Annotated in this window: 20 protein-coding genes; 14 read left to right on the top strand and 6 right to left on the bottom strand. The window is 51.3% G+C overall.

The annotated features are described in order from the left end of the window. Positions 1–4 precede the first annotated feature (4 nt). From L1278_RS04185 to L1278_RS04175, 3 genes are all read left to right on the top strand, one after another. On the top strand, positions 5–1,507 hold the full coding sequence (locus tag L1278_RS04185) for an OmpP1/FadL family transporter (protein WP_253401226.1): 1,503 nt from the start codon (positions 5–7) through the stop codon (positions 1,505–1,507). Positions 1,508–1,669: 162 nt separating this feature from the next. Then, entirely contained in the window at positions 1,670–3,907 is a 2,238-nt protein-coding gene (locus tag L1278_RS04180; RefSeq protein ID WP_253401224.1) for a S9 family peptidase, read from the top strand. A 201-nt stretch (positions 3,908–4,108) separates the two neighbouring features. Further along, positions 4,109–4,909: a hypothetical protein gene (locus L1278_RS04175; RefSeq protein WP_253401222.1), complete on the top strand. Its 801-nt coding sequence runs from the start codon at positions 4,109–4,111 to the stop codon at positions 4,907–4,909. A 1-nt stretch (position 4,910) separates the two neighbouring features. On the opposite strand, the gene L1278_RS04170 is transcribed toward L1278_RS04175, so the two are convergent. The 5 genes from L1278_RS04170 to L1278_RS04150 form a co-directional block, all read right to left on the bottom strand. Beyond that, a complete protein-coding gene (locus tag L1278_RS04170; RefSeq protein WP_253401220.1) occupies positions 4,911–5,792 on the bottom strand; it encodes a RelA/SpoT domain-containing protein in 882 nt (293 codons plus the stop codon). 78 nt (positions 5,793–5,870) lie between these two features. Beyond that, positions 5,871–7,142: a chloride channel protein gene (locus L1278_RS04165; RefSeq protein ID WP_253401218.1), complete on the bottom strand. Its 1,272-nt coding sequence runs from the start codon at positions 7,140–7,142 to the stop codon at positions 5,871–5,873. 244 nt (positions 7,143–7,386) lie between these two features. Then, positions 7,387–8,832 carry an aldehyde dehydrogenase family protein gene (locus L1278_RS04160; protein ID WP_253401216.1) on the bottom strand — a complete coding sequence of 482 codons (1,446 nt, stop codon included), beginning with the start codon at positions 8,830–8,832 and terminating at the stop codon, positions 7,387–7,389. A gap of 45 nt (positions 8,833–8,877) precedes the next feature. Next, positions 8,878–9,354, bottom strand: coding sequence for a hypothetical protein (locus L1278_RS04155; protein ID WP_253401214.1), 477 nt, complete (start codon positions 9,352–9,354; stop codon positions 8,878–8,880). Positions 9,355–9,395: 41 nt separating this feature from the next. Next, entirely contained in the window at positions 9,396–10,184 is a 789-nt protein-coding gene (locus L1278_RS04150) for an SDR family oxidoreductase (protein ID WP_253401211.1), read from the bottom strand. A 121-nt stretch (positions 10,185–10,305) separates the two neighbouring features. Between L1278_RS04150 and L1278_RS04145 the strand changes: the two genes are divergently transcribed. From L1278_RS04145 to L1278_RS04115, 7 genes are all read left to right on the top strand, one after another. Then, entirely contained in the window at positions 10,306–10,833 is a 528-nt protein-coding gene (locus L1278_RS04145; RefSeq protein WP_253401209.1) for a 3-hydroxyanthranilate 3,4-dioxygenase, read from the top strand. 667 nt (positions 10,834–11,500) lie between these two features. Then, positions 11,501–12,589 (top strand): amidohydrolase family protein, encoded by a 1,089-nt coding sequence (locus tag L1278_RS04140; RefSeq protein ID WP_253401208.1) that lies wholly within the window; start codon positions 11,501–11,503, stop codon positions 12,587–12,589. 170 nt (positions 12,590–12,759) lie between these two features. Beyond that, positions 12,760–13,839 carry a hypothetical protein gene (locus tag L1278_RS04135; RefSeq protein ID WP_253401206.1) on the top strand — a complete coding sequence of 360 codons (1,080 nt, stop codon included), beginning with the start codon at positions 12,760–12,762 and terminating at the stop codon, positions 13,837–13,839. Positions 13,840–13,957: 118 nt separating this feature from the next. Further along, positions 13,958–15,235, top strand: coding sequence for a kynureninase (gene kynU, locus L1278_RS04130; RefSeq protein ID WP_253401204.1), 1,278 nt, complete (start codon positions 13,958–13,960; stop codon positions 15,233–15,235). 451 nt (positions 15,236–15,686) lie between these two features. After that, the gene (locus L1278_RS04125; RefSeq protein WP_253401202.1) at positions 15,687–17,012 is read left to right on the top strand and encodes a mechanosensitive ion channel family protein; all 1,326 of its coding nucleotides are present in this window, start codon (positions 15,687–15,689) and stop codon (positions 17,010–17,012) included. A gap of 183 nt (positions 17,013–17,195) precedes the next feature. After that, complete coding sequence (locus L1278_RS04120; protein WP_253401200.1) at positions 17,196–19,436, top strand: cation:proton antiporter; 2,241 nt, start codon at positions 17,196–17,198, stop codon at positions 19,434–19,436. Positions 19,437–19,483: 47 nt separating this feature from the next. Beyond that, positions 19,484–20,425 (top strand): mechanosensitive ion channel family protein, encoded by a 942-nt coding sequence (locus L1278_RS04115; protein WP_253401198.1) that lies wholly within the window; start codon positions 19,484–19,486, stop codon positions 20,423–20,425. 146 nt (positions 20,426–20,571) lie between these two features. Here L1278_RS04115 and L1278_RS04110 read toward each other — a convergent pair whose 3' ends face one another. After that, on the bottom strand, positions 20,572–21,909 hold the full coding sequence (locus L1278_RS04110; protein ID WP_253401196.1) for a sodium:alanine symporter family protein: 1,338 nt from the start codon (positions 21,907–21,909) through the stop codon (positions 20,572–20,574). 177 nt (positions 21,910–22,086) lie between these two features. Between L1278_RS04110 and L1278_RS04105 the strand changes: the two genes are divergently transcribed. From L1278_RS04105 to L1278_RS04090, 4 genes are all read left to right on the top strand, one after another. Continuing rightward, complete coding sequence (locus L1278_RS04105; RefSeq protein WP_253401194.1) at positions 22,087–22,428, top strand: hypothetical protein; 342 nt, start codon at positions 22,087–22,089, stop codon at positions 22,426–22,428. Beyond that, on the top strand, positions 22,429–23,376 hold the full coding sequence (locus tag L1278_RS04100) for a cation:proton antiporter (protein ID WP_371927314.1): 948 nt from the start codon (positions 22,429–22,431) through the stop codon (positions 23,374–23,376). Between the two features lie 3 nt (positions 23,377–23,379). Continuing rightward, positions 23,380–23,979, top strand: coding sequence for an alpha-ketoglutarate-dependent dioxygenase AlkB (locus tag L1278_RS04095; protein ID WP_253401190.1), 600 nt, complete (start codon positions 23,380–23,382; stop codon positions 23,977–23,979). A 77-nt stretch (positions 23,980–24,056) separates the two neighbouring features. Beyond that, the gene (locus tag L1278_RS04090; RefSeq protein WP_253401188.1) at positions 24,057–25,442 is read left to right on the top strand and encodes an NAD(P)/FAD-dependent oxidoreductase; all 1,386 of its coding nucleotides are present in this window, start codon (positions 24,057–24,059) and stop codon (positions 25,440–25,442) included. The last annotated feature ends 89 nt before the right edge of the window (positions 25,443–25,531 follow it).

Below are 25,531 nucleotides of genomic sequence, written 5' to 3'. Positions count from 1 at the left end.
ATCCATGAAAATTACTAAGATTGTTTCCGCCAGCCTGGCACTTATGCTGGGCTGGGGCGGAACCGCCTTTGCCCAGGACGAGGTAGATGCCCTGCGCTACACCCGTTACGGAATCACCGGATCTGCACGTATTCAAGGTATAGGAGGAGCACAAACAGCACTCGGAGCGGATGTCTCTACCATGGCCTCCAATCCAGCCGGTCTTGGAATGTTCAGACGGTCGGAATTCAGCATCACCCCAGGCCTCAGCTTCTCCTCCTCAACAGGTCGCGTGGGTGGCTTTTCGACGAATGATGAACGCAATAATGTGGCTGTACCCCATATCGGCTTTGTGTTTGCCGACCGGCAAGCCAACGAGGGCAGTGACTGGCGTGGCGCTACTTTTGGCATCAGCTTCAGCAGGCTCAATAACTTCAACAGCAGAACCTCTTACCGCAACACCGCTGGTGGACAAGATCCAACTATAGTGGAGTATTTTACCGAACTGGCAAACCTCCGTGGCCGCACGCAAACCGATCTGGATAATGAGTTCGATAATGGATTCACTTCCATGGAGGGCCTGGCTTACGGCACCTTTCTGTTTGATTTCGACGAAGACGGTTTCGCTATACCTACCTACCGTGAGGGTGAAATCAACCAAACGGAAGAAATTATCAGGAGAGGATCGCAGAACCAGATTGACATAGCGGGTGGTACCAGTTACCGCGACAAAATATACCTGGGTGCTTCACTTGGTGTGGTCACTTCTGACTTCAGACAGGAGCGGATATTCAGAGAAGCGGAGGCCAGTGCCAATTCTGATTTTACTAGCCTGGAGCTTCGTGACGAGTACAGATCACGCGGTACGGGTGTTAACCTGAAACTGGGTATGATCTTCCGTCCTTCTGATGTCATCCGATTGGGGGCTTCTGTTCAAACGCCGACGCTGTACAATTTCGACGAAACGTATCAGCGTTCCATGTACAGCCAGTTTTTGCCAGGAGAGAATTACAGCGCTGCAGAGCTTCCGGGGGAGTTTTCCTACAAATTGACTACACCGTTTCGTGCATCGGGTGGTGTGGCCTTCTTCCTGCAAAAGTATGGGTTTATAGCAGCTGACCTTGAGTATGTAAACTACTCCAATGCCCGCTACTCTGAAAGCGATGACTTTGGTGGCAACAGCAGCTATTTTAACAGCGTGAACGACCGCATCTCTGGCAACTACCAGTCAGCGCTTAACTTTAAGGTGGGGGCTGAGGGACGTTACGAAGTGTTCCGTTTCAGAGCGGGTTATGCCATAACCGGCGACCCTTACAAAAATGCTGATTTCGACGGAGGCATCAATACCTTTACGCTGGGCACAGGTATACGCCTGAACAAGTACTATGCTGATGTGGCTTTTACCAGCTCCACGGCTAACAGCTTGTACAGCCCCTATAACTTTAACGACCCGACCGTATTTGTGCCGGTGGTAGACATCGAAGACAAACTCAACACCGTTATGGTGACTTTTGGCTATAACTTCTAAGCAAGATTTTTTTCCTGTTTTCAGAAAGGCGGCAGATTCCGAAAGGGATGCCGCTTTTTTGTTGGGCTATACCTGTGTACGGTATGGTTTTGGCAGCAAGGTATGGCAATACCACATTATTCTGATAAATTAGCAAACTAAACGTTAACAACCCTTATACACATGCATATCAACCTTAAAACCAATTTTCTGGCTGTGATGCTCTTGTGCTTCGCTTTTGTGGCGCAGGCCCAGCAGAAGAAAGAAGTCACGCTGGAGGACATCTACCAGAAGGGCACCTTCTCGGCTAAATCGGTGTACGGCGTCAACTGGATGAACGACGGCCGCTACTACAGCTCACAGGTAGCCGACGAGAAAAACGGCGTGAACGACATTGTGCGCTACGACGTGACGACAGGCCAGCCAGTGAACACGATCATCGAGGGCGAGGACCTGAAGCCTGAGGGCAGCGACAAGCCGATCAAATTCGATGGCTATACCTTTAGCTCTGATGAGAAAAAGGTGCTGTTCTCTACCGAGCGCGAGCAGATCTACCGCCGCTCTTCCAAGGCTGAGTTTTATGTGTATGACATCGCCTCGAAGAAACTGACCAAGCTGAGCAACGGCGGTAAGCAGCTTTACGCTACTTTCTCTCCGGATGCCAAGCGTGTGGCTTTTGCGCGCGAAGGTAACATGTTCTTCGTGGACCTTGCCAACATGAAGGAAACACAGATCACCAACACCGGTAAGTTCAACTCCATCATCAACGGTTACGCCGATTGGGTATACGAAGAGGAATTCTCGTTTGCACAGGGTTTCCACTGGTCACCAGACGGCTCTAAGATCGCTTTCTATACCTTCGACGAGACCAACGTGCCGGAGTTTAACATGCAGATGTGGGGCGAGCTATACCCGCAGGACAACAAATTCAAATATCCGAAAGCCGGTGAGGCCAACTCTATCATAACCGTATCGGTGTATAACGTGGGCAATGGCCAGACGGTGAAGATGGATACCGGCAACGAAACGGACATATACCTGCCGCGCATCAAGTGGACCAACGACAGCAACCTGCTTTCGATCCAGAAGATGAACCGCCTGCAGAACACGCTGGAAATCCTGCACGCCAACGCCACAACCGGCAAAACCAACGTGGTGCTGAAAGAGACAGACAAAGCCTACATCGACATCACCGACGACCTGACATACCTGAAAGACGGCAAGCACTTCATTCACTCTTCTGAAAAGGATGGCTTTAACCACCTATACCTGCACAACATGAACGGCAAACTGGTGCGTCAGATCACGAAGGGCAACTGGGAAATGAGCAGCTACATCGGTTACGACGAGAAGAACGATCGCTTGTTCTACATGTCTACAGAGGTATCGCCACTGGAGCGCCACTTGTACAGCATCAACAGCAAAGGCAAGAAGAAAACCCGCCTGACTGATAAAGCCGGTACGCACCGCGTGAACATGAGCAACGACTTCAAATACTTCCTCGATTACCAGTCAGCTGCCAACGAGGTGCCAACAGTAAGTCTGCACACGGCCAAAGACGGCAAACTGGTGAAAGTGCTGGAAGATAACCAGAAGTTGAAAAACACGCTGGCCCAGTATGACATTGCCAAGCAGGAGTTCTTTACTATGAAGACTCAGGACGGCACACAACTGAACGGCTGGATGATCAAACCAACTGATTTTGATCCGAACAAGAAATACCCGGTACTGATGTTTGTGTACGGTGGCCCGGGCTCGCAGACAGTAAACAACAGCTGGGGCGGTGCAAACTACCTGTGGTACCAGGTGCTGGCCAACAAGGGCGTTATAGTAGTGAGCGTGGACAATCGTGGTACAGGTGCCCGTGGTGCTGAGTTCAAGAAAGTGACTTATGCAAACCTTGGCAAGTACGAAATTGAGGACCAGATTGAAGCAGCCAAGTGGTTGGGCAACCAGTCGTACGTAGACAAAAACCGCATCGGCATCTGGGGTCACAGCTACGGTGGCTACATGACTTTGCTTGGTCTGACGAAAGGAAATGGCGTGTTTGCAGCAGGTATATCTGTTGCTCCGGTTACGAACTGGCGCTATTACGACACGATCTATACCGAGCGCTACCTGAAAACACCGCAGGAGAACGCATCGGGTTACGACGATAACTCACCGCTGTTCTTTGCCGACAAACTGCAGGGCAAGCTGTTGTTGATCCACGGAACCGGCGACGATAACGTGCACTTCCAGAACGCAGTAGAAATGCAGGACGCCCTGATCAGCGCCAACAAGCAGTTCGAAAGCTTCTACTACCCGAACCGCAACCACGGCGTGGGTGGCGGCATCACGAGCCTGCACCGCTTCAAAATGATGACTGACTTCTTGGAGCGCAACCTGATTAACCCGACCACAGAGTCGCAGAATCAATAAGGTTTAATTATTTGACAGAGGGCTTTTTGACAAAGGACAAAAGATAAAACCTATACCTAAACGAAAAGGCCTGTCAGTAATGGCGGGCCTTTTTGTTTAGGTATAGGCAATATTATAAGTGAAGTGACTATTAAAATGAGTTGACAGCTGAAGGTATACGGCGTATATCTGTTAAATTTATGATGGCTATACCTGTGCACTATGAAAAAACTACTTTTCCTGATCTTGCCGTTTGTACTCTATGCTTTTCAGGGTATGGGCCAAAACCGTGATAAAGCGCTTGCTGAGCTGGTAGAAGCTGAAATAAGCTTTGCAACAACTTCTGTGGAAGAAGGTATACAGGCAGCTTTTTTGGAGTTTTTAGCAGATGACGCAATTGTATTTCTGCCTGAACCGGTGAATGGCAAAGAGGGCTATGGCAGCAGGCCGGAAAGCAGCGCCAAACTCTCCTGGTATCCTGTTTATGCCGATATTTCCAGCTCCCTGGACTGGGGCTATACCACCGGGCCTTACGAGGTGAGAGTCAACCCAAAGGATGAGCAGCCGGCAGGAGCAGGCTTTTATCTGTCGGTGTGGAAGAAACAGCCTGACGGGCAGTGGAAAGTAGCTATTGACCACGGGAGTTCTTATCCAGTAGATCAGATAAAACCGGAGGCATATAAGCCAACAGCTGGCGTTAAAACAAGTAAAGGAACAGCGCAGGATCTACTGCAGAAAGATGTACTGCGGGTGCAGCCTTATGACGACGAAACCCTGATTTACCGGGCGGGTCAGTATCCTGTCAGGTATAAGGAACTGCGTATAGAGCCTGCCGGGAACATCAATTATACCACCATCGGGCACGATGTTTCGCCGGCAGCTGATATGGCCTATACCTACGGCAGCTATACCTACAACAGTGGCAAACAGGAAGAAACCGGCTATTACCTGAAGGTATGGAAAGCGATAGACGGCAACTGGAAACTGGTAGCGCACAACCTGGTGCCGGACAAGAAACAGTAGCCTAGTCTGCCGAATGGGTGCTTCCCGGCAGCTGCCGGATGTGCTCGCGCAGCCGTTGCCTCTCTTCGGGCGTTACCGGAAGCTTTTCTACCTCGTCTTCAAGTTCATGTCGCTCTTCTTGCGTCCACGAGGTGGCGGTCGACTGTCCGGATTTCTTTGCCTGCATCTTATCGAAGAATAACTTAATGAGGGTGGCTATGTCATCGGCGTTGCCGGTAAGGCGGTTCAGCACGGCCAGCAGGTCCCTAGCGAAGCCGTTGCAGGCGCGGTCAGGGTAGCGCACCGTATGGTCTATCTCGCTCCAACCCTCCTCGAAAAGTGTGCGCAATTGTATCTCCACAAAATAACGCTGGCGGTGCGGCTGTGTACTGATGACATAGTGGACTGCCCTATAGCCCAGCGGATGCCGCCGGAGAATACATCCTTCCTTTGCCAGTTCCTCCACAAGCATACCTGTATCGCTCTCGTGAATATAAGCGACCGGCGGACGTTTCAGTGGCCATACCTCCTCTATGTACTGCCCTAGGCTACGCCACGATTCTTTGTACAGGTATAGCACCCGTATACCTACCAGGTCATTTATCCAGTCGAGGTAGCTGCGGTGGTCAATAATCCGTTCCGGATACTCAGCTTTTTTGCGGATAACTTTGCGGAGCAGGTGGAGCGGGTCTTTTATCCTATACCTGATGGCCTGAGCACCCGGGGCTTGCAGCAAGGTATTGGCCGTTATATGGGAGATGGCGTTAAGCTCATCTTTCCGAGTCAGAAAATCATTGTAGATGGCCACCAGCGAGTCCGGGTCTATACCTTGTGCATACAAATCCTCCCGGCTCGTTTCCAAGGCAGTGAGTATATAGGAAAGTGTGGCACAAGGTATAGACATGCTCAAGCGGTTTCAGACCATTGTATAGCTAGTTTTACGCTTGAAAGTGATAATGGCACAGCTTAATAGGTATAAGTTCTATTCTTTCAGGCCCAGTTGCGCATTGATGAGCGGTGTTTTAGGCGCCAGGAAAAAACCGGTCAGGCTGGCGAACATGATGGGGATGAAATGATGGAAACCAGTCAGGGTAGACAGCAGGATGATAGTGCTGATGGGCGTGCGGGTAACACAGGCGTTGATGGCCGCCATACAGCTTACCATAATCAGGGGGAGGTTCTGACCAGGAAAAGCCGCGTTCACAATCATACCCACCGTAGCACCCACAAAAAACAGGGGAATAATGAAGCCCCCACGCCAGCCGGAAGTAACCGTGAAAGCGATAGCCAGAATCTTGGCACCCAGCAAGATAAGCAGGAATTGAAGCGAGAATTGCTCTTCCAGCAGTATGTTCAACTCATCGTGACTAAAGTAACGGGAGAGGGGCACATAGTAAGCGATGGTACCAATCAGCAGGCCACCTACAGCCATCTTTACATAGATCGGCACACTGAATTTTCTGAACATATTTCTGCATTGGCGCACCGTGAAGATAAACAGCCAACCCGCTGCCGTACCTGCCAGTGCATACAGCATGGCGTAGAAAAAGTCGTTCAGTTCAGGAGTGGAGTATACCGGGAAATTCCAGGTTGGGCCAATGCCAATATGGGTGATCAATATAAATATGACGTAGCTGGAGCAACTGGCTACAAACGCAGGTATAAGTGCCTGGTAATACTCCACCACATGCTTGTGGTGCAGGATTTCGAGGGCAAACAAGGTGCCGCCAAGCGGAGCGCCAAAAAGCGCGGTGAAAGCGGAAGCCATACCTGCAATGGTGAGCGAGCGCAGGTCTTCTCCCCTGATTTTAAGTTTTTTGGCAATCCAGGTGCCGGTAGAGCCCACCACCTGTACCAGCGGTGCCTCAGGGCCGGCGCTGCCACCACTCGCAATACACAACCACGACGACAGAATCATGGAGGGGTTGTTCCTGGGCTCCAGATGCCCGCCTTTGAAACGGATGTTGTTCACGATGAGGTCCATCTCGCCGGGGTCGCCGAGGTAGTGGATAATGAGACCCGCCAGCAGACCAGCTGAGGCCATCAAAGGGATAACCCAGAGCCCCTGCACTGGCGCAAGAAAATGCATAAAGCCCTCCAGCACCATCCAGTAAAGTCCGGCTATCACGCCTCCCATGATGCCAATAGCTACCCACAGCAGGAAAATCTTGCTGAATACAAATGGGTTAAACTGTAAAGGATAGTTAATCTGGTTCCGTAGCGTAACAGCCAGCCTTCTTCTTTTAAAGTCCATGCTGCAAAAGTACGGAGAAAATCAGGTGGAGGTAAAGGCAATAAGGATTCAGAAGATGCTGATTCGGATATTTCTATCCGAATTTTAACCGCTGCGGATCTCCAGACCCGCGTGTGCCGATACATGGGGATTAGGCAATCCCCTACAGTTTAATTTCGGATTGATAAATTCGAAAGAGCATTTGCTTATGTTGACGCCTTCGATTCGTGTCTTGGGCGTGTTTTCAATGACAACACAGGTATAGCTACAATTTCACACAAACATTCTGCGGTTCGGTGAAGAATCTTAGCGCCTCAAAACCGCCTTCGCGTCCCACACCAGAGTTTTTCATACCACCGAAAGGTGTGCGCAGGTCGCGCAGGAGCCAGGTGTTGACCCAGATGATGCCCGCATTTACCTGGTGCGCAACGCGGTGCGCCCGCTGCAGGTTCTGTGTCCAGATGGTGGCGGAGAGACCGTAGTCGGTGCAGTTGGCGTATTGAATGACTTCTTCTTCCGTGTCGAAAGGAGTGAGCGTAACAACCGGACCAAAAATCTCTTCGGTGTTGGTGCGGCAGTTGTAAGGCAGTCCTTCGACGATGGTCGGGGCGATGAACCATCCTTTTTCGCAACGTCCCGCTACCTGTACCTGATGACCACCCGTCAGGATGGTGCCGCCCTCTTGTTTGGCTAGCTCAATATAAGACAACACTTTTTTCATGTGCTGTTCCGACACCACCGCGCCTAATTTCGTGCCCTCTTCCATCGGGTCGCCTACTTGCATGGCCTTTACTTTCTCTACAAAAGCGTCGCGGAATTTCTCGTACAGCGGACGTTCAATAAAAATACGGGAGCCACAGAGGCAAATCTGCCCCTGGTTGGCGAACGAGGAGTGGATGGAGGTATGGAGCGCATTGTTGAAGTCGCAATCCGCGAAGATGATGTTTGGGTTTTTTCCGCCCAGCTCCAGCGACAGCTTTTTGAACATAGGCGCCGCTGTGGCCGCAATAGTGCGTCCGGTGGCCGTGCCGCCTGTGAAAGAGATAACGGGTACTTTCGGGTGGGCCGTCATAGCAGCGCCTACCTTGTGGCCGTAGCCATGCACAATATTGAGCACACCCGCCGGCAAGCCCGCTTCGATGCAGATTTCGGACAACATGTAAGCCGTCATCGGCGTCACTTCCGAGGGCTTCGCCACCACACAATTGCCAGCGGCCAGGGCAGGAGCAATTTTCCAGGTGAACAGGTATAGCGGCAGGTTCCAGGGCGAAATGCAGCCCACCACCCCATGCGGATGGCGCACGGTATAGTTGATGGCGTCGGTGCCTTCCATGTAATGCGCTTCCGAAGCGAAATGCTGGATGGCCGTACCATAGAAGCGCATGTTGCTACTCGCCCGCGGTATATCCACCGACTTTGCCAGCTTAAGCGGCTTGCCATTGTCTATGGATTCGGCTTCGGCCAGTTTGTCCAGATTCTGGTCAATCAGGTCAGCAATGCGCATCATAATCTGACCCCGCTTCTCGGCAGGCGTATTCGACCAGGCTGGGAAAGCCTTCAAAGCCGCCTGCACCGCCTGCTCGACGTCCTGTTCGTCGGAGTTAGGTATAAGCGAGTATACTTCGCCCAGAGCTGGGTTGTAGTTGTCGATGTACCGCCCCGCCACAGGCATTACCAACTGGCCGTCGATGTAGTTATGTATGTGCTGCACGAGGAGGAATTAAGAATTAAAATCTATGTGTAAATAGGGTGGGTTTTATTGAAGGGCAATTTGTTGAATCGGATTTACAAACTTTTCTTCCAGATGTTTCAGTATCTCTCTGTTTTCAAAATAACCAAAGTCGCTGTTTACTCTTCTCCAGTTACCTAACTCTAAGCCTTCATTTATTCCAACAATTGCAAAAGTAGTCTCATTTTTACCGCTAGGCCTTGTCCAGCAGTGCACGATCTGGTTTGTTTCTGGCAAGTAAAAGTATATGTTATACCAGTAGTCATTACTATCTTTTTTGTAGTCAGTTAAACTATGTAATGGGACAACACTTTCAGGGTGTTTTGCTTTATAATCCATTACAGCCTGTATAACTTTCGCCTCTGGCGCCTTTATTTCAAAAGTCTCTGCATGCGGATAGCTTCCCGCACCCATTAATCCACAGCTTGCACAGATTAAGCTACATGCTAAGATTAACCCATTAATGATACCTGTTTGTATATTTTTGAGCTGAGGCAATTCCACTGTCTTGAAAACAACAATCAACTATTAACAATCAACAATCTCTACAAACTCCCCGTCCTGCCCCCATCAACCGGCACATTGATGCCGTTGATATAAGCAGCCGCTGGCGTAGCCAAAAACGCTGCGGCTGCCGCTACTTCTTCGGGTTCGGCGAAGCGGCGGGCTGGGATTTCGGACATCATCTCTTCTTCTACCTTATCCACAGCACTTTCGGTTTTTTTCGCTTTGTTCTCGATGATAGATTCCAGACGACCAGTGCGGGTAGCGCCGGGGAGCACGTTGTTCACCGTGATGCCGAACTGCCCCAGTTCGTTGGCCATAGTTTTGGCCCAACTAGCCACGGCACCACGGATGGTGTTCGACACGCCCAGGTTCTGTAGGGGCTGCTTCACCGACGTGCTAATAATATTGATAATGCGACCGTAACCTGCCTTTTTCATCAGCGGAATGACTGCTTGTGCCAGGTTGTGGTTGTTGATGAGGTGCATGTTAAAAGCGCTGAGAAACTCTTCTGGTTTGGCATTCACGATTGGTCCGCCTGCTGGCCCGCCGGTGTTGTTGATGAGGATATGCACCTGCTCGTGTTGCTGCAGGTATACCTGTAGTTGCTGCACCAGTTCTTCCGGCTTACTGAAATCAGCCACCAGATAATCGTGCTGCTGGCCTTTGCTATTGTCCAACTCCTGGGTTATTTCCTGTAGCTTGGCTTCGTTGCGAGCTACCAGTGTCACGCTGGCACCTAGTTGCGCCAGTTCTACAGCGATGGCTTTGCCTATACCTTGCGTGCTGCCGCACACGATGGCTCTTTTATCGTTTAGGTCTAAGTTCATAGCTTAAATGTACGCAAAAGCCTCCAAACTTGCACGGTGGCCTGAGCTCGTGCTATACCTGAGTTACCATTTTTGTATACTTTTCCGTACATTCAAGCTATCAACCTAACCCGATAAAACTATGGCCATACAGCGCGCTTTCAATTTCAAGCAGTGGATAGAGGAACACCGCCATTTACTGAAGCCTCCTGTGGGCAACCAGCAGGTATACAAAGGCAACGACGACTTTATTGTGATGGTGGTCGGCGGTCCCAACGCCCGCAAGGACTATCATTACGACGAAGGTGAGGAGTTTTTCTACCAGGTGGAAGGCGATATTGTGCTGAAGATTATAGAAGACGGCAAACCAGTGGATATTCCTATCAAAGAGGGTGAGATTTTCCTGTTGCCGGCAAGGGTACCGCATTCACCGCAACGCCCTGCCAACACAGTCGGTCTGGTGATTGAGCGCTACCGTAGAGAAGGGGAGAAGGACGGTTTTATGTGGTTTTGCGAGAACTGCGGCAACAAGCTGCACGAGGATTTTACGGAAGTAACGGATATCGTGAAGCAGCTGCCCGTGATTATGAATAACTTCTGGGATAATGAAGATTTGCGGACTTGTAAGAAGTGTGGTGAGGTGTTGCAACCACCGGTGAAGCCTGCATAACGTTGTTTGTCAATCCGAAATACGCACTGTCATTTCGAACGCTAGTGAGAAATCTGGATTTAGCTACCGACTGTTGCTAATGGCAATAAGCTATACTTGCTGGCTGCGGCTATACCAGTGCTATTATACCTGGAGCTTCGTCTCTTACTTTGGGGCGCTCGTGCTGGGGTAGGGGCCCTATATAAGGGGGGCATCGTCCTTGGGCATCGCGCTGTGTATTGAAGCTGCTCCGGGGGTAGGGGGCCTCTTGTAGCTCCGCTCCGGGCTGCCCTTACGGGCACCGCAACAATACAAGGCGCTCAACCCGAGGACTGGGTATAGTTTCGATAGCTAAGCTTTTTTGCTATGCAACTTATGCAAAGTCCCCCTTTTAAGGGGGTAGGGGGATGTTAATCGTGCACAAGCTCCTTCCCTATTTTTAGGCGAAGATTGAAATGACGTGATCCCTCACCTTAGATAAGGAGAGGCTTGAGGGACCCAGTTTCTGCCGAAATCATGATAATTCTTTTTAATCCTAAAAATCCTTGGGGTAGGGGTCCTATATGGAGATCCCGGTTATTCACAAATCCTTCCCCAAAACTCACGTAGAATCTATAAAATGCTTATATTGTTGGATTGCCTGATCTGGCCGTACGCTGTATAGCCGCTTTTTCGTTCCTTTACCAGCATGCAAAACCGAAAGCCTGACGTCTCTATACCTGCCGAAAGCAATCTGTTCAAGATTGATATACACACGCACATCCTGCCCGCCACCTGGCCCGATTTGCGGGAGCGCTACGGGTATGGCGGTTTTGTGAGGCTCGAGCACCACAAACCGTGCTGCGCCCGCATGATGATGGACGATAAGTTTTTCCGCGAGATTCAGGACAATTGCTGGGACCCCAAAGTGCGCATGCACGAGTGTAGCCATCACCAGGTGGGCGTACAGGTGCTGAGCACGGTGCCTGTCATGTTCAACTACTGGGCCAAGCCGGAGCATACCTACGACCTGTCGCGCATGCTCAACGACCACATCGCAGGTATAGTCGCCGACTACCCCGACCGCTTCATCGGCCTTGGCACCCTTCCGATGCAGGACCCTAATTTGGCGATTAAAGAGCTGGAGCGTTGCATGAAGGAACTGGGTATGGCAGGTATACAGATCGGTTCACATATCAACGACTGGAACCTGGACGCGCCCGAGCTGTTCCCGATTTTTCAGGCGGCCGAAGAACTGGGGGCGGCTGTGTTTGTGCACCCCTGGGATATGTACGGCAAAGAGAAAATGAGCAAATACTGGCTGCCCTGGCTCGTAGGTATGCCCGCAGAAACCAGCCTGGCCATTTGCTCCATGATTTTCGGTGGTGTGCTCGAGCGTTTGCCGAAGCTACGAGTAGCTTTTGCCCACGGCGGCGGCTCCTTTCCGGCCACCATCGGTCGTATCTGCCACGGTTTCGAAGTACGGCCTGACTTGTGTGCCATAGACAACAACGTGAACCCCCGCGAGTACCTCGGCAAATTCTACTTCGACTCCCTCGTACACGACCCTCAGGCGCTGGAGTACCTCGTGAATCTGGTGGGCGCCAACAGCATTGCCCTCGGCACTGACTATCCTTTCCCGCTCGGCGAACTGGAGCCCGGCAAATTAATCGAATCTATGCCCTACGATCGCGCCACCAAAGACCGCATGCTGCACGGCACTGCCCTAGAATGGCTGAATCTGGAGAAGAGCCTTTTTGTGAAGGGCTCAGTGGATATTTCGAAGGCTAAGGTATAAATCGGGCATTCTTTTCAGCAACTATTTAGGTATTCTCTCCTCTGTAAAGGTCTATTTTACTTGCGTATACCGCGTGCGCTCTTTATAACAAAAGATGTGCGATATAGATAGTGCAAGTATCTGGGAGTTGGATTATATTTGCACCCGAAATTTATAACCCTACCTTTTTTATGAAACTCAAACTTATACTCTTTCTTCTATTCTTTCCGGTTGCTCTCTATGCCCAGATCCAAAGCCAAAAGGGGGCAATAGCCCTGAAAAATGGAGATAACCTGACAGGGTCCATCACTTATTTTTACGACGAGCCCAATGAAATTCGCCTCTCCGGTGAGCAGGGTGCCAAGCAAGTATTTACTGCAGAGCAAATCTCTGAGATAAAGCTTGATAACGGTGAAAAGTTTGTTGCTAGGCGCTATTCAACGAATGCTGATAGTGTCTCGCTGGTGCTGAAGGTGCTGATCGAGTCGCCTAAGGTTTCACTCTATAAAAGAGAAGAGAATTCATCAGAATACTACTATGTATCGAAAGACAATGCACTGCATAAACTCGAGAATAACAGCATGTATGAAAACCAGGGTGGCAAAAAGTATTTGCGGAAAGACCATAAGTACATCGGCACGCTCAGCTCGCTGATGTATGACCGCATAGACATTATGCAGCAGTTGGAGAAGACAACTTTGAAAGAGGGTAGTCTGACTAAGATAATTCGGGAATACAACCAGGGGGATGCTAGCTACGAGTGGCAAGGCGATAAGAAAGCCGGGAAAGAACCGAACTGGGTCTTTTTTACGCAATACAGCAAGTATGGCTTCAGCAAGAACATTCCGATTGAAGCACGTGGCTACGGAAATATGGCTGGCCTTCAGTATTACTTCTCCAAGCACAGCAGGCATTCTATTAAGGCGTCCCTAGACTACTCTTCTTATAGATTTGGGGAAGAGAATGCGCATTCGTATGCCCTGGGTTTGCGGTACGAAATGGCCTTTAAGAAAGCAGAAAAATACAGCGCTTATGTGCTCGTTCACCTCATAGATGCTGGTTACGTGTCTTATAGTCACCCTGAGGAAGGCTATAATGAAAACGGATTCGGGGCTGCACTCCGCCTTAGCCCCGGTCTCGGATTTGAATCGAAACTATTTCCAAGAATGGCTGTTTATGCCGAAATCAACCACCTGTTGGTTCTGGAAGAATTGCCAAGATCATTCAGCCTCGGCCTGAAGTATGATTTTGGGAAGACAAACTGGAAATAACATGGCGGTTACCGGGCGGGGGCTTAATAAACTTTGCCCAGTTATTTTCTATCTTCGCAGGAGATGAATTAAGGGGCTGACGCCGCCTTTAGATAACACCCATACCCGCACCAAAAAAATGAACTACCAGAATAGCCTTGCCTTTGCGCAGGAACAAGATAACCTCGACCCGCTTAAGCATTTCAAAGACCGCTTTTATTTTCCGCAGGTAAACGGCCGCGACGCTATTTACTTTTGTGGCAACTCGCTTGGTTTGCAGCCAAAGTCGGCGCAGATGTACATCGATAACGAGATGTATAAATGGGCGAATTATGCCGTAGAAGGCCACTTTAAAGGCGAAGACCCTTGGTTCAACTATCACAAATTGCTAACAGACGGCGCTGCCCGTGTGGTGGGAGCAAAGGCGCAGGAAGTGGTGATCATGAACCAGCTTACTGTAAACCTGCACCTCATGCTCGTGTCGTTTTACAGACCGGAGGGCAAGCGCATCAAGATCATCATGGAAGGCGGGGCTTTCCCGTCGGACCAGTATGCGATCGAGACACAGGTGAAATTCCATGGCTATACCCCGGAGGAGGCCATTGTGGAGTTGTTCCCCAGAGAAGGCGAGCACACGCTGCGCACCGAAGATATTCTGAATAGCATTCGTGAGCATGGCGACGAACTGGCACTCGTAATGATGGGTGGCATCAATTACTACACCGGGCAGGTATACGACATGCAGGCCATCGCACAAGTGGGGCACGAAGTGGGTGCTGTAGTAGGTTTTGACCTGGCGCATGCCGCCGGCAACGTGCCTATGCAACTGCACGACTGGGACGTGGACTTTGCTGTGTGGTGTACCTACAAATACCTGAACTCCGGACCGGGCGGTACTTCAGGTGTGTTCGTGCACGAGCGCCATGCCAACAATTCTGATCTGCCGCGCTTTGCCGGCTGGTGGGGCCACGATGCAAGCGTGCGCTTCCAGATGAAGAAAGGCTTTATACCTATACCTGGTGCTGAAGGCTGGCAGCTTAGCAATGCCCAGATTCTGCCAATGGCCGTGCACCGCGCATCGCTTGAGATTTTTGACGAAGCAGGTATAGCGAATCTGCGCGCTAAGAGCGAGAAGCTGACAGGCTACCTGGAGTTCCTGATTAATGATGTGCAGGTGAGCAAAGACGTGCTCGAGATGATTACGCCACGCGACCCGCAGGCCCGCGGCTGCCAGATATCGCTCCTTGTGAAGCAAGACGCCCGCGAGCTATTTGATAAACTAATGGAAGCCGGTATTATCGTAGATTTCCGGGAGCCGAGCGTAATTCGTGTTGCACCTACGCCGCTTTACAACAGCTTCGAGGAGGTATACCGCTTCTCCGAAATCCTGCACGCCTGCCTGGAAGGGCATCGTTAAACCGCCCTGCATCACGCAGTCAAGCACAAAATCTGTTTTAACAAGCTGATGATTGAAGCGGCCGCTGAAAGGTGTCCGCTTCAATCATCAGCTTGTTGCGACGCGCTCTTATACCCATAACGCAGGTATGGCGCTGTGATGACCAATCATGTCAGAGAACTGACCAGGAAAAACGAATACCTGACGCTGGTATAGCATAACCGACCCAGGAATTGAGGTTTAAGCTGTATTTTAGAAGCAAAAGTCCTACTTTTGTAGTGCGATGGTCATTACCGGCAGCATAGCGCGGTCTATATCATTTTACTGCCCGCATAGGTGCTACTACTACTAGTGGCCACCAGTTGACAGGTATAGGCTAAGGCCTGCCAGATGCTCCTGAAGCGTTGCGCCGCCGGATATCCTGTTGGCAGCACCATACCGATTCATTTCCAAAATTCTTAACCCCCTTACTATGAACACTACTTATTCGAATGATGCGATCAGTAGCTGGACATCAGACCAATTGTTGAGCTTAGGAGTGCCTGAACAGGCCGCCATGTACATCAACCTGTTTGCCTTAATTACAGGGGCAGCCATTTTGATCTACCTGGCTGATTTTTTGGCCAGAAAAATCTTTGTGGGCACCGCCCATAAGTTTGCGGCCAAGTCCAGCACCAGGCTGGTAGAATTCATGGCACGCAACCGGGTGGTGGTATACCTGGCCCGCATCGTGCCGCTCATTATTGTAGTGCAGGCTATACCTATTGTGTTTGCCGACTTCCCGACCTGGATTCCGGCCCTTAATAAGTTCACCGACATATACCTGATCCTGCTATGGATGTGGGTGGCCCGTGCGGTGCTGCGCACCTGCAAGGATTTTCTGAAAACAACCGAAACCTTTAAAGAAAAACCAATTGAGAGTTTCCTGCAGGTAATCACCATCTTCTTGTACTTTATAGTCGGTCTGCTTATTTTCTCTACCCTCACCGGCAAAGACGCCTGGGCCTTTATCACGGCCATGGGTGCGGCTTCGGCCATTCTGATGTTGATCTTCAAAGACACCATCATGGGATTTGTGGCCAGCATACAGGTTTCGTCTAACGACATGGTGCGCATTGGCGACTGGGTAACCATGGACAAGTATGGCGCAGACGGCGAAGTGACCGAGATAAACCTGACCACAGTGAAAGTGCAGAACTTCGACAAAACCATCACCACTATACCTACTTATTACCTGATCTCCGACTCCTTCAAAAACTGGCGGGGCATGCAGACCTCGGGTGGGCGACGCATCAAGCGTTCTGTCTACATCAAAATATCGAGCATCCGCTATTTATCAGCCGATGAAGTAGCCGAACTGAGCAAAATTCAGTTGCTGAAAAGCTACTTGGAAGAGCGGCAGAACGAAATCAGTCGATTCAACAAAGAGAACGAGATTGACAAGAGTCTGCTTATTAACGGCCGCAGCCTGACCAACGTGGGCGTGTTCAGAAAGTACATCGATGCCTATATCAAGCAGCATCCGGGCACCCACAAAGAAATGATCATGATGGTGCGTCAGCTCGAGCCCACCACCACCGGCATGCCGATCGAGCTATACCTGTTTGCTAACAGCATCGTGTGGGTGGAGTACGAAGGCATCATGGCCGATATTTTTGACCACTTGCTGGCAGCGGTCAAGTACTTCGACCTGGAGGTGTTTGAGATGCCGGCTGCGGACGATGTGCGGAGTTTGCACTTCAATGCGGCAGGTACAGCGGGCGTGCGCTATCCTATGGCAGAGACCATGCAAAATTAAGGTCTCGGTAGTTAGAGAAATATGCATCGCGCCGGCTTTAGGTTAAGTATAACAGATAAATGCCTGACCGCTGATTTCCGGGTATGAGGCCTGTATGCGGTCGTTTTTTTAATGTATATTGTCAGGTTGGCAACCTGCTTCCGTATTGATTTCAGACCGAATGTTTAAGTACGACACTACTATATGACCCACCTACCCAATCTGGTCCTGGACCTCGGGTTGATTCTTGGTGCAGCCGGCATCATGACGCTTGTTTTTAAGAAACTGAGGCAGCCGCTGGTGCTGGGATACATCATTGCGGGTCTGCTGGTGGGGCCGCACGTTAAGTTGTTTCCGACCATAGTGGAGATAGAGAACATCAATGTATGGGCCGAGATTGGGGTTATTTTCCTGCTGTTCAGCCTTGGCTTGGAGTTCAGCTTTAAAAAACTCGTGAAAGTGGGAGGGTCTTCCTCCATCATGGCTGGGGTCGAAGTGGTCGTGATGCTCCTGCTGGGTTACCTCACGGGCAAGTTGCTGGGCTGGAACACCATGGACAGCGTATTTTTGGGCGGTATCCTTTCCATATCCTCTACCACTATTATCATTCGGGCATTCGACGAACTGGGCGTAAAATCTAAGCGCTTTGCCGGGCTGGTATTTGGAGTACTCATCGTGGAAGACCTGGTAGCTATCCTCTTGATGGTGCTGCTATCGACGCTGGCCGTGAGCCAGCAGTTTGCCGGCACCGAAATGCTGCTGGCCGTGCTCAAACTCGCCTTTTTTCTGGCGGTGTGGTTTCTGGCGGGTATCTTTCTTATACCTACGCTGCTCAAGAAGGCCAGCAAACTGATGAATGACGAGACGCTGCTGATCGTTGCCATCGCGCTTTGCTTCCTGATGGTGATTCTGGCGGCGCAGGTGGGCTTCTCGCCGGCGCTGGGGGCCTTCATCATGGGCTCCATCCTGGCCGAAACCACCAAAGCCGAGAAGATCGAGCACCTGATCATGTCCGTGAAAGACCTGTTCGGCGCCATCTTTTTTGTATCGGTGGGCATCCTGATCAACCCGGCGATGATTGTGGAGTACGCCGGGCCGATTGCCCTGATCACGGTCGTGACGCTGGTAGGGAAACTTGTCAGCATCTCGACTGGTGGTCTGATGGCGGGGCAGGGACTCAAAACCTCCATCCAGTCAGGTATGAGCGTGTCGCAGATCGGGGAGTTCTCGTTCATCATCGCCACCCTCGGCCTATCGCTCAAGGTAACCAGCGACTTCCTATACCCTGTGGCAGTGGCGGTATCGGCTATCACGACGTTCACTACACCTTATATGATCAAAATGTCCGAGCCGCTCTACGAAGTGGTGGAGCGGGCGCTGCCGAGAAAGTGGAAGAAGCGGCTCAACGAGTACAGCTCCGGTGCCAGGTCCATTGGCACGGCCAGCGACTGGAAAATACTGCTGCGCTCCTATGTGGTCAACATGGTGGTGTCCTCTGTTTTGCTGGTGGCGATCGTGCTGCTGTCTCAAAACTACCTATACCCGTTCATGACCGAAGAAGTCATGCCGGGCATCTGGGGACGCGTGGCTACGGTTACCATCGCCCTGATTCTTATGCTGCCCTTCCTGTGGGCGATGGCCGTATACCATCCGCAAAAAGAGGCGCAGGGCCGTATCTGGGCTAACCGCAACTACCGCAGCCTGATTATCGTGCTGGAGTTTACCAGAGTAGGTATAGCCATCCTGGTTATTGGCTTTTTGCTCAACCGGGTGGTTTCGGTGCAGGTGGCGCTTGTGGTGAGTCTGCTTATCATTGGTCTGCTGGTGCTTTTCTCCAAAAGAATTCAGAACTTCTACATCCGGATTGAGAACCGGTTTATGTCGAATCTGAATGCCCGGGAAATAGCGGCTGCCAGCAGCATGGCCCATACCCTGGTACCCTGGGACGCACACCTGACCAGTTTTGAAGTAGCACCAAACGCTGCAGTGGTCGGCAAGAGCATGATCGAACTGCAGATACGCGAAAAATATGGCATCAATGTGGCCGTTATAGAGCGGGAAGACCGCACGATAATGGCCCCGGCGGGCGACGAACGCATATTTCCAGGTGATAAAATTTACGTATTCGGCACAGACGAGCAAATCGCAGCTTTCGGAGATTTTATAAAAGAGGCGTCTATACCTACTGTGGACGGCGCAACCATCCGGGAAGAAGTCGGTTTACAGAAGCTGATTATATCGTCTGATTCGCTGCTGCATGGCCGTACGGTACGCGAATCGGGCGTGCGTGAGAAAGCGCAGGGCCTGATTGTAGGTATAGAGAAGAAAGGTAGGCGCATCCTTAACCCCGACTCGGAGTTAGTGATTGAGGAGGGCGATATAGTTTGGATTGTAGGTAGCCCGTGGCGCGTGCGACAACTGGAGGCGGTCCGTCAGAAGGTTTGAGAAAAGCGCTTTTTTTACGATTTTAGCCTGAGAAAGAAATAAGCACGATGCGAAACATAGAATACTGGATAGAGGAGAACTTCCACCTGTCAGCCCAGATACAGGAAAACGTTTTGAAGTCGGTGATCGCATTGCTGGCGCTCTGGATCATCAGCCGGGTGCTGTTGCGACTAGCCTCGCGGCAGCAGACGGACACGCGCAAGCTGTACCAGTGGAAGAAAACGACCAACTACGTGGTAACGGGGCTGGGCATTATCTTTCTGGCCAACATCTGGTTCGAAGGTTTCAAGTCCATCACCACGTTCCTGGGTATCTTCTCAGTCGGTTTGGTGGTGGTGCTCCGTGACCCCATCCTGAACATGATGGGCTGGGTGTTCCTGATCTGGAAGCGCCCTTTTAAAGTTGGCGACCGCATCAAAATAGGCCTTTATACCGGCGACGTGATCGACATCGGCTTTTTCCAGTTCACCATCAACGAGTTGGGCGAGTGGGTGGATTCGGAGCAGGCCACAGGCCGCGTGGTGCATATCCCCAACAGCCAGGTGTTCACGCAGGGGCAGGTCAACTACAACTACGGCTTCCCGTTTCTGTGGCATGAAGTGCAGTTGCGTATTACCTTTGAGAGTAACTGGCAAAAAGCCAAGGGCATTTTAAAGGAGATTGCCCTGCGTCACTCCGAGCGGCTGAACGAAGAACAGGAACAGCGCGTGCGCATCGAGGCACAGCAACACCTTATCTTTTACAGGAGCTTCGACCCCAAAGTGTTTATCAAAGTAAGAGAGAACGGCATACAGCTCACACTGCGCTACCTTATTAACCTTAACGGCCGCCGCGAGAGCGAGAACAAGATCTGGGAAGATACTCTGACGGAGTTCCTGGCTACATCCGATATTCGCTTTGCCTACCCAACCACACGTTTCTACAGCGCCACCGAAGGGCAAGAAAGCGAGATGCAGCATATGGAGAGCGGGAGAAGGGGAATGGAATAAGAGTATCGGATGGATAAAGCCGGGTACATCCTTGTGAAGTAGGAGAAACCCATTAACTACTAAAAAAGACGGAGCCAGTTCCCTTAAAGAACTGGCTCCGTCTTTTTTAATTCTCAAGGAGTAAGATATAAAGCTTTCTTGAGCTTCTATACTTTCTGCTTTTCTACTTGCTTAAACTCTTTCATCCTTTTGAAGTAATCCCGAGCGGCCGCCATTACCTTAGGCGATAGCAGCAGCGCCGAGACCATGGTCGGGATTGCCATCATGGCATACATGCCGTCGATCAGGGCGATTACGGCTGTGATGGTGGCCGTGGCGCCGAACACGATGGTAAGGACATAAAAGTAGTTGTAATAGTGCTTGTATTTCGCACCGAAGAGGTAGCTGAAGCACTTGGTGCCGTAGTAAGAGTAAGAAAAGAGCGATGTAAAGGCAAAAATCAGAACACAGACCACCAGCACATAGCTGCCGAAGCCCGGCATGGCATTATTAAAGGCAGTGGCCGTCATGGTCACACCGTTGGCATTGGAGGTCTGCCAGGTGCCCGTTATAATAATGGCCAGGCCTGTGAGCGTACACACCACAATGGTGTCGATGAAGGGGCCGAGCATGGCTACCAGTCCTTCGCGGATGGGCTCGTCGGTTTTGGCGGCGCCGTGCATCATAGAGGCCGTGCCTATACCTGCCTCGTTTGAGAAAGCTGCCCTGCGCGCACCGGCTATGATGATGGCACCCACTGCGCCGCCGAGCATGGTTTGCGCTGTGAAGGCATCCCTGAAAATAAGCGCGAAGGCATCCGGTATGGCGGTATAGTTAGCGAACATGATGTAGAAAACGGCCAGCATGTAGAGCACCACCATACTAGGCACCATTTTACCCGCCACCTGGCCAATGCGCTGTATACCTCCAAAAATCACCAATGAAGTGATGAACACGAGCCCTAGCCCGATGGTAAGGTTAGTATAGAACAGGTCGGCAGTGGTATAGCCGTGGGGCTCCAGGAGCACTTCACGCACCACCTGCGTGAGTTGGTTGGCCTGGAAGATCGGCAATGTGCCAAATAAGCCAGCCACAGCGAACAACCCAGCCAACGGTTTCCACTTTTTGCCCAGCCCGGTTTCTATCACATACATGGGGCCGCCTTCGAGGTGGCCTACGCTGTCGTAGCCGCGGTACATTACCGAGAGTGTGCAGGTGAAGAACTTAGTCGCCATTCCAACAAAGGCGCTCACCCACATCCAGAACAGCACACCCGGCCCGCCAATGGCAATGGCCACTGCTACGCCGCTGATGTTGCCCATACCCACAGTAGCCGCCAGTGTAGCCGACAGTGCCTGGTAGTGGTTTATATCGCCGGGGTCGTTGGGGTCGTCGTATCTGCCTCGCAGCACGTTGATGGTGTGCCGCAGGTAGCGGAAAGGTAGGAAACCCGAGTAAAGCATAAAATAGCAGCCGCCGCCCATCAGGAGTATCAATAAGGGCATACCCCATGCGGCGTCGCTAAATGCAACAAAAAAACTTTCTAATGCTTCCAATGGTATTATAGCTGATGTTATCTGTAAAGATAAGTACCCTTGCCGGGAATTCCCTAAGGCAAGAGGTCAAAGTGCAGCTTTTAGCAACGTTGCCCTTTACATCGTCTTACTCCACCGCCTCTCTTAATGGATATATACATAATTGCTCTTACGATCATTGGCTTTGCAGCGCTGGCAATGGCCTGGGTGCCCACGCTTTTGGAGAAAAGCTTCCTTTCTTACCCAATCCTGTTTCTGGCCCTGGGCGCCATTATATACCTTTTACCACTAGACTTGCCCTTACCTGACCCGCTTTGGCATGAAGCTTATGCTGTGCATCTGACGGAGCTGAGTGTGATCATATCACTGATGGGCACAGGGTTAAAGATCAGGCGTAAATTCAGCTGGCATAACTGGAAAATCCCTTTCCTGCTGGTCTCCGTCACCATGCTGCTTTCAATTGGTATACTGGCAGCCCTTGGATGGTGACTGCTGGCTCTGGCACCCGCCGCCGCTATATTATTAGGAGCCGTAATGGCACCTACAGACCCTGTGCTGGCCGAACAGGTGCAGGTAGGGCCTCCCAATGACAAAGAAGAGGACGATGTGCGCTTTTCACTTACGGCCGAAGCCGGGCTCAACGATGGGATGGCCTTCCCGTTTACCTGGCTGGCCATTGTAGTGGCTGTTGCTGCGGGCACCAGCGAACCCTGGTTTGCAGAATGGTTGCTGCGCGACCTCATATATCGCATACTGGCTGGCGTTGGGATGGGCTATCTGATCGGGCGGGGGCTGGCCTACCTCATCTTTTACCTTCCTAGGAAAGTAGCCTTTCCCAAGACAAGGGACGGATTCGTAGGGCTGTCAGCCACGCTGGTATCGTATGGGGTGACCGAAATGATCGGAGGCTACGGTTTTATGGCGGTTTTCTTTACGGCGCTGACTCTGAGCAGCTACGAAGAGGAACATGAATACCACACCGAAATGCACGATTTTGTGTTGCAGGTGGAGCGCATCATCATGGTCGTGCTGCTGATACTGTTTGGAGGCAGCCTGGTGAGTGGTATATTGGATCATCTAACCTGGAACGATGTTTTTGTCAGTCTTGCCTTCCTGTTTGTGATTCGGCCGCTCACCAGTTTGGTGGCTATTTATAACGTAAGTTGTTCCTGGCGCGAAAAGATGGCCATCAGCTTTTTTGGGATAAGGGGCATCGGCTCTTTTTTCTACCTTGCCTTCGCTCTGTCAAAAATAGACTTTGTCGACGCGGATAGGCTTTGGTCTATTGTAGGCTTCATCGTAATGGTGTCAATCATCTTGCACGGTGTTACGGCTTCCCGCGTAATGGATTACTTAGACTCAACCCGTCGCCGCATTCTTTACAGAAGGGGATACCTGAAAAAACAAGATGCGGACAGCGGCGCAAACAAGCTGTAGCAAATGATAGATAAATCATATCAAACAGTCTTCTCCAGACTCGATATGCCGGAGGCCGAGGTATACTATGCCCCGCACTTTTTCAGCAAAGAAGAAAGCGACCTATACCTGCAGCGGCTAACCAAAGAAATCGACTGGCAACAGGAGAAAATCAGAATGTTTGGCAAGCAACTGCCTCTGCCACGGCTTACGGCCTGGTACGGCGACAAAGGCTATACCTATTCTGGCCTGTACAATGCGCCCCAGCCCTGGATGCCTGTGCTGTTGGAACTGAAGGAGCGGGTAGAAGCCACCTCCGGTGACAGGTATAACAGTGTGCTGCTAAACTACTATCGCCACGGGCAGGACAGCATGGGCTGGCATTCAGACGACGAGAAAACGCTCGGGCCGGGTATAGCCTCCATTAGTTTTGGCGGAGAGCGGGGATTCGCTTTCCGGCACCGTAAACACAAAGACCTGCCTGCGGTTAAACTCACCCTGCAACATGGCAGTTTGCTGTTGATGCAGGGTGCCACGCAGCAGCATTGGCAGCATCAACTTCCCAAAACCAGCCGCCCCATCGCGCCCCGCATCAACCTGACTTTCCGTACCATTGTGGGCTAAGGTATATTGGCGCCGAGTATTGCCTTTCCCGATTGGAAAACGTTTCTTTACGAATAGGAAATCTATACCCTTGCACTATGGCCGAGAGAAAGAACATCACCATCATGGGAGCCGGACTGGTTGGTTCGCTTTTGTCGCTATACCTGGCCAAGCGCGGCCATAAAGTGGATATTTACGAACGCCGGCCCGACATGCGCAAGACCCTGCTAGATGGTGGCCGTTCGATTAACCTCGCACTGAGCGACCGCGGTTTCCGGGCGTTGCGCGGCATAGGTATAGAAGAGGCTGTGCGCAAGGTAGCTATACCTATGCACGGCCGCATGATGCACGACGAGCAGGGCAACCTCACGTTTCAGCCCTACGGCAAAGAGGGGCAGTCCATCTACTCGGTATCGCGTGCCGGATTGAACGCTGCCCTGATGGATTTGTCAGAGCCGAACCCCAACATCACCTACCATTTTAACAGGCAGCTACTCGATTTGGACCTGCATCGGAACAAAGCCACGCTTCGCAACCACGAAACAGGCGGATTGGAGGAACTGCAGACAGAACTGCTTTTCGGGGCCGACGGCGCTTTCTCGATGGTGCGCAACGCCATGCAGAAAACCGAGCGCTACAATTACTCCCAGAGCTACCTCGAGTACGGCTACAAAGAGCTGACCATACCTGCGGCAGCAGGCGGTGGCTGGCTACTGGAAAAACACGCCCTGCACATCTGGCCGCGCGGCAACTACATGATGATCGCCCTGCCTAACCTGGATGGCAGCTTCACCTGTACCTTGTTTTTCCCCTACGAGGGCGCGCTTTCTTTTGAGAGCATCAAAACCGACGATGACCTGCTCAACTTCTTCCTGCAAACCTTCCCGGATGCTGTCCCATTAATGCCTAATCTGGCGGAGGATTATTTCTCCAACCCCATCGGTTCGTTGGTGACGGTAAAGTGCTTCCCATGGTCGTTTGAAGACAAGGCCTTGCTGATAGGTGACGCCAGCCATGCGGTGGTGCCGTTCTACGGGCAGGGGATGAACGCTGGTTTTGAGGATATCACCGTGCTTGACCAAATGCTCGAAAACTTTGACGGAGATTGGGGAAGCCTGTTTAAGAAGTTTGAGCGCCAACGCAAACCCGACGCCGACGCCATCGCCGACCTGGCCGTGATGAACTTCATCGAGATGCGCGACAAAGTGGCCGACCCGCGCTTCCTGCTCCGCAAAAAGATTGAGGGCAAGATCAACCAGCAATACCCGGATAAGTGGATTCCGCTCTACTCCATGGTGACTTTCACCGACCTGCCGTACTCTTATGCCCTCGAGACGGGCCGCCTGCAGGACGCCATTATGAAAAAGGTGATGAAGCACATCAAAACCGTGGAAGACTTCGACAAGCCGGAAGTGCAGAAACTACTGGAAAAGCAACTCGTGGAGAAAGAGAAGCTGAAGGGTTATCAGTCGCAGGAGGTATAGGGGACTTGTTCCTGTAACTAGTCTGAAACCAGAATGCCTGTACATTCCTTTTTCTAGCCGCTAAACTTCGACTCAAAGATGCACAGGCA

This window comes from Pontibacter sp. HSC-36F09 (assembly GCF_024171605.1).
Taxonomy (GTDB): Bacteria; Bacteroidota; Bacteroidia; order Cytophagales; family Hymenobacteraceae; genus Pontibacter.
This window is presented reverse-complemented; position numbering and strand designations above follow the sequence as displayed.

Excerpts from the sequence above, each read along its gene's own strand:
- L1278_RS04185 (WP_253401226.1), top strand. The coding sequence starts at position 5 with ATGAAAATTACTAAGATTGTTTCCGCCAGCCTGGCACTTATGCTGGGC.
- L1278_RS04180 (WP_253401224.1), top strand. The coding sequence starts at position 1,670 with ATGCATATCAACCTTAAAACCAATTTTCTGGCTGTGATGCTCTTGTGC.
- L1278_RS04175 (WP_253401222.1), top strand. The coding sequence starts at position 4,109 with ATGAAAAAACTACTTTTCCTGATCTTGCCGTTTGTACTCTATGCTTTT.
- L1278_RS04170 (WP_253401220.1), bottom strand. The coding sequence starts at position 5,792 with ATGTCTATACCTTGTGCCACACTTTCCTATATACTCACTGCCTTGGAA.
- L1278_RS04165 (WP_253401218.1), bottom strand. The coding sequence starts at position 7,142 with ATGGACTTTAAAAGAAGAAGGCTGGCTGTTACGCTACGGAACCAGATT.
- L1278_RS04150 (WP_253401211.1), bottom strand. The coding sequence starts at position 10,184 with ATGAACTTAGACCTAAACGATAAAAGAGCCATCGTGTGCGGCAGCACG.
- L1278_RS04145 (WP_253401209.1), top strand. The coding sequence starts at position 10,306 with ATGGCCATACAGCGCGCTTTCAATTTCAAGCAGTGGATAGAGGAACAC.
- L1278_RS04140 (WP_253401208.1), top strand. The coding sequence starts at position 11,501 with ATGCAAAACCGAAAGCCTGACGTCTCTATACCTGCCGAAAGCAATCTG.
- L1278_RS04135 (WP_253401206.1), top strand. The coding sequence starts at position 12,760 with ATGAAACTCAAACTTATACTCTTTCTTCTATTCTTTCCGGTTGCTCTC.
- kynU (WP_253401204.1), top strand. The coding sequence starts at position 13,958 with ATGAACTACCAGAATAGCCTTGCCTTTGCGCAGGAACAAGATAACCTC.
- L1278_RS04125 (WP_253401202.1), top strand. The coding sequence starts at position 15,687 with ATGAACACTACTTATTCGAATGATGCGATCAGTAGCTGGACATCAGAC.
- L1278_RS04120 (WP_253401200.1), top strand. The coding sequence starts at position 17,196 with ATGACCCACCTACCCAATCTGGTCCTGGACCTCGGGTTGATTCTTGGT.
- L1278_RS04115 (WP_253401198.1), top strand. The coding sequence starts at position 19,484 with ATGCGAAACATAGAATACTGGATAGAGGAGAACTTCCACCTGTCAGCC.
- L1278_RS04110 (WP_253401196.1), bottom strand. The coding sequence starts at position 21,909 with ATGCCCTTATTGATACTCCTGATGGGCGGCGGCTGCTATTTTATGCTT.
- L1278_RS04105 (WP_253401194.1), top strand. The coding sequence starts at position 22,087 with ATGGATATATACATAATTGCTCTTACGATCATTGGCTTTGCAGCGCTG.
- L1278_RS04095 (WP_253401190.1), top strand. The coding sequence starts at position 23,380 with ATGATAGATAAATCATATCAAACAGTCTTCTCCAGACTCGATATGCCG.
- L1278_RS04090 (WP_253401188.1), top strand. The coding sequence starts at position 24,057 with ATGGCCGAGAGAAAGAACATCACCATCATGGGAGCCGGACTGGTTGGT.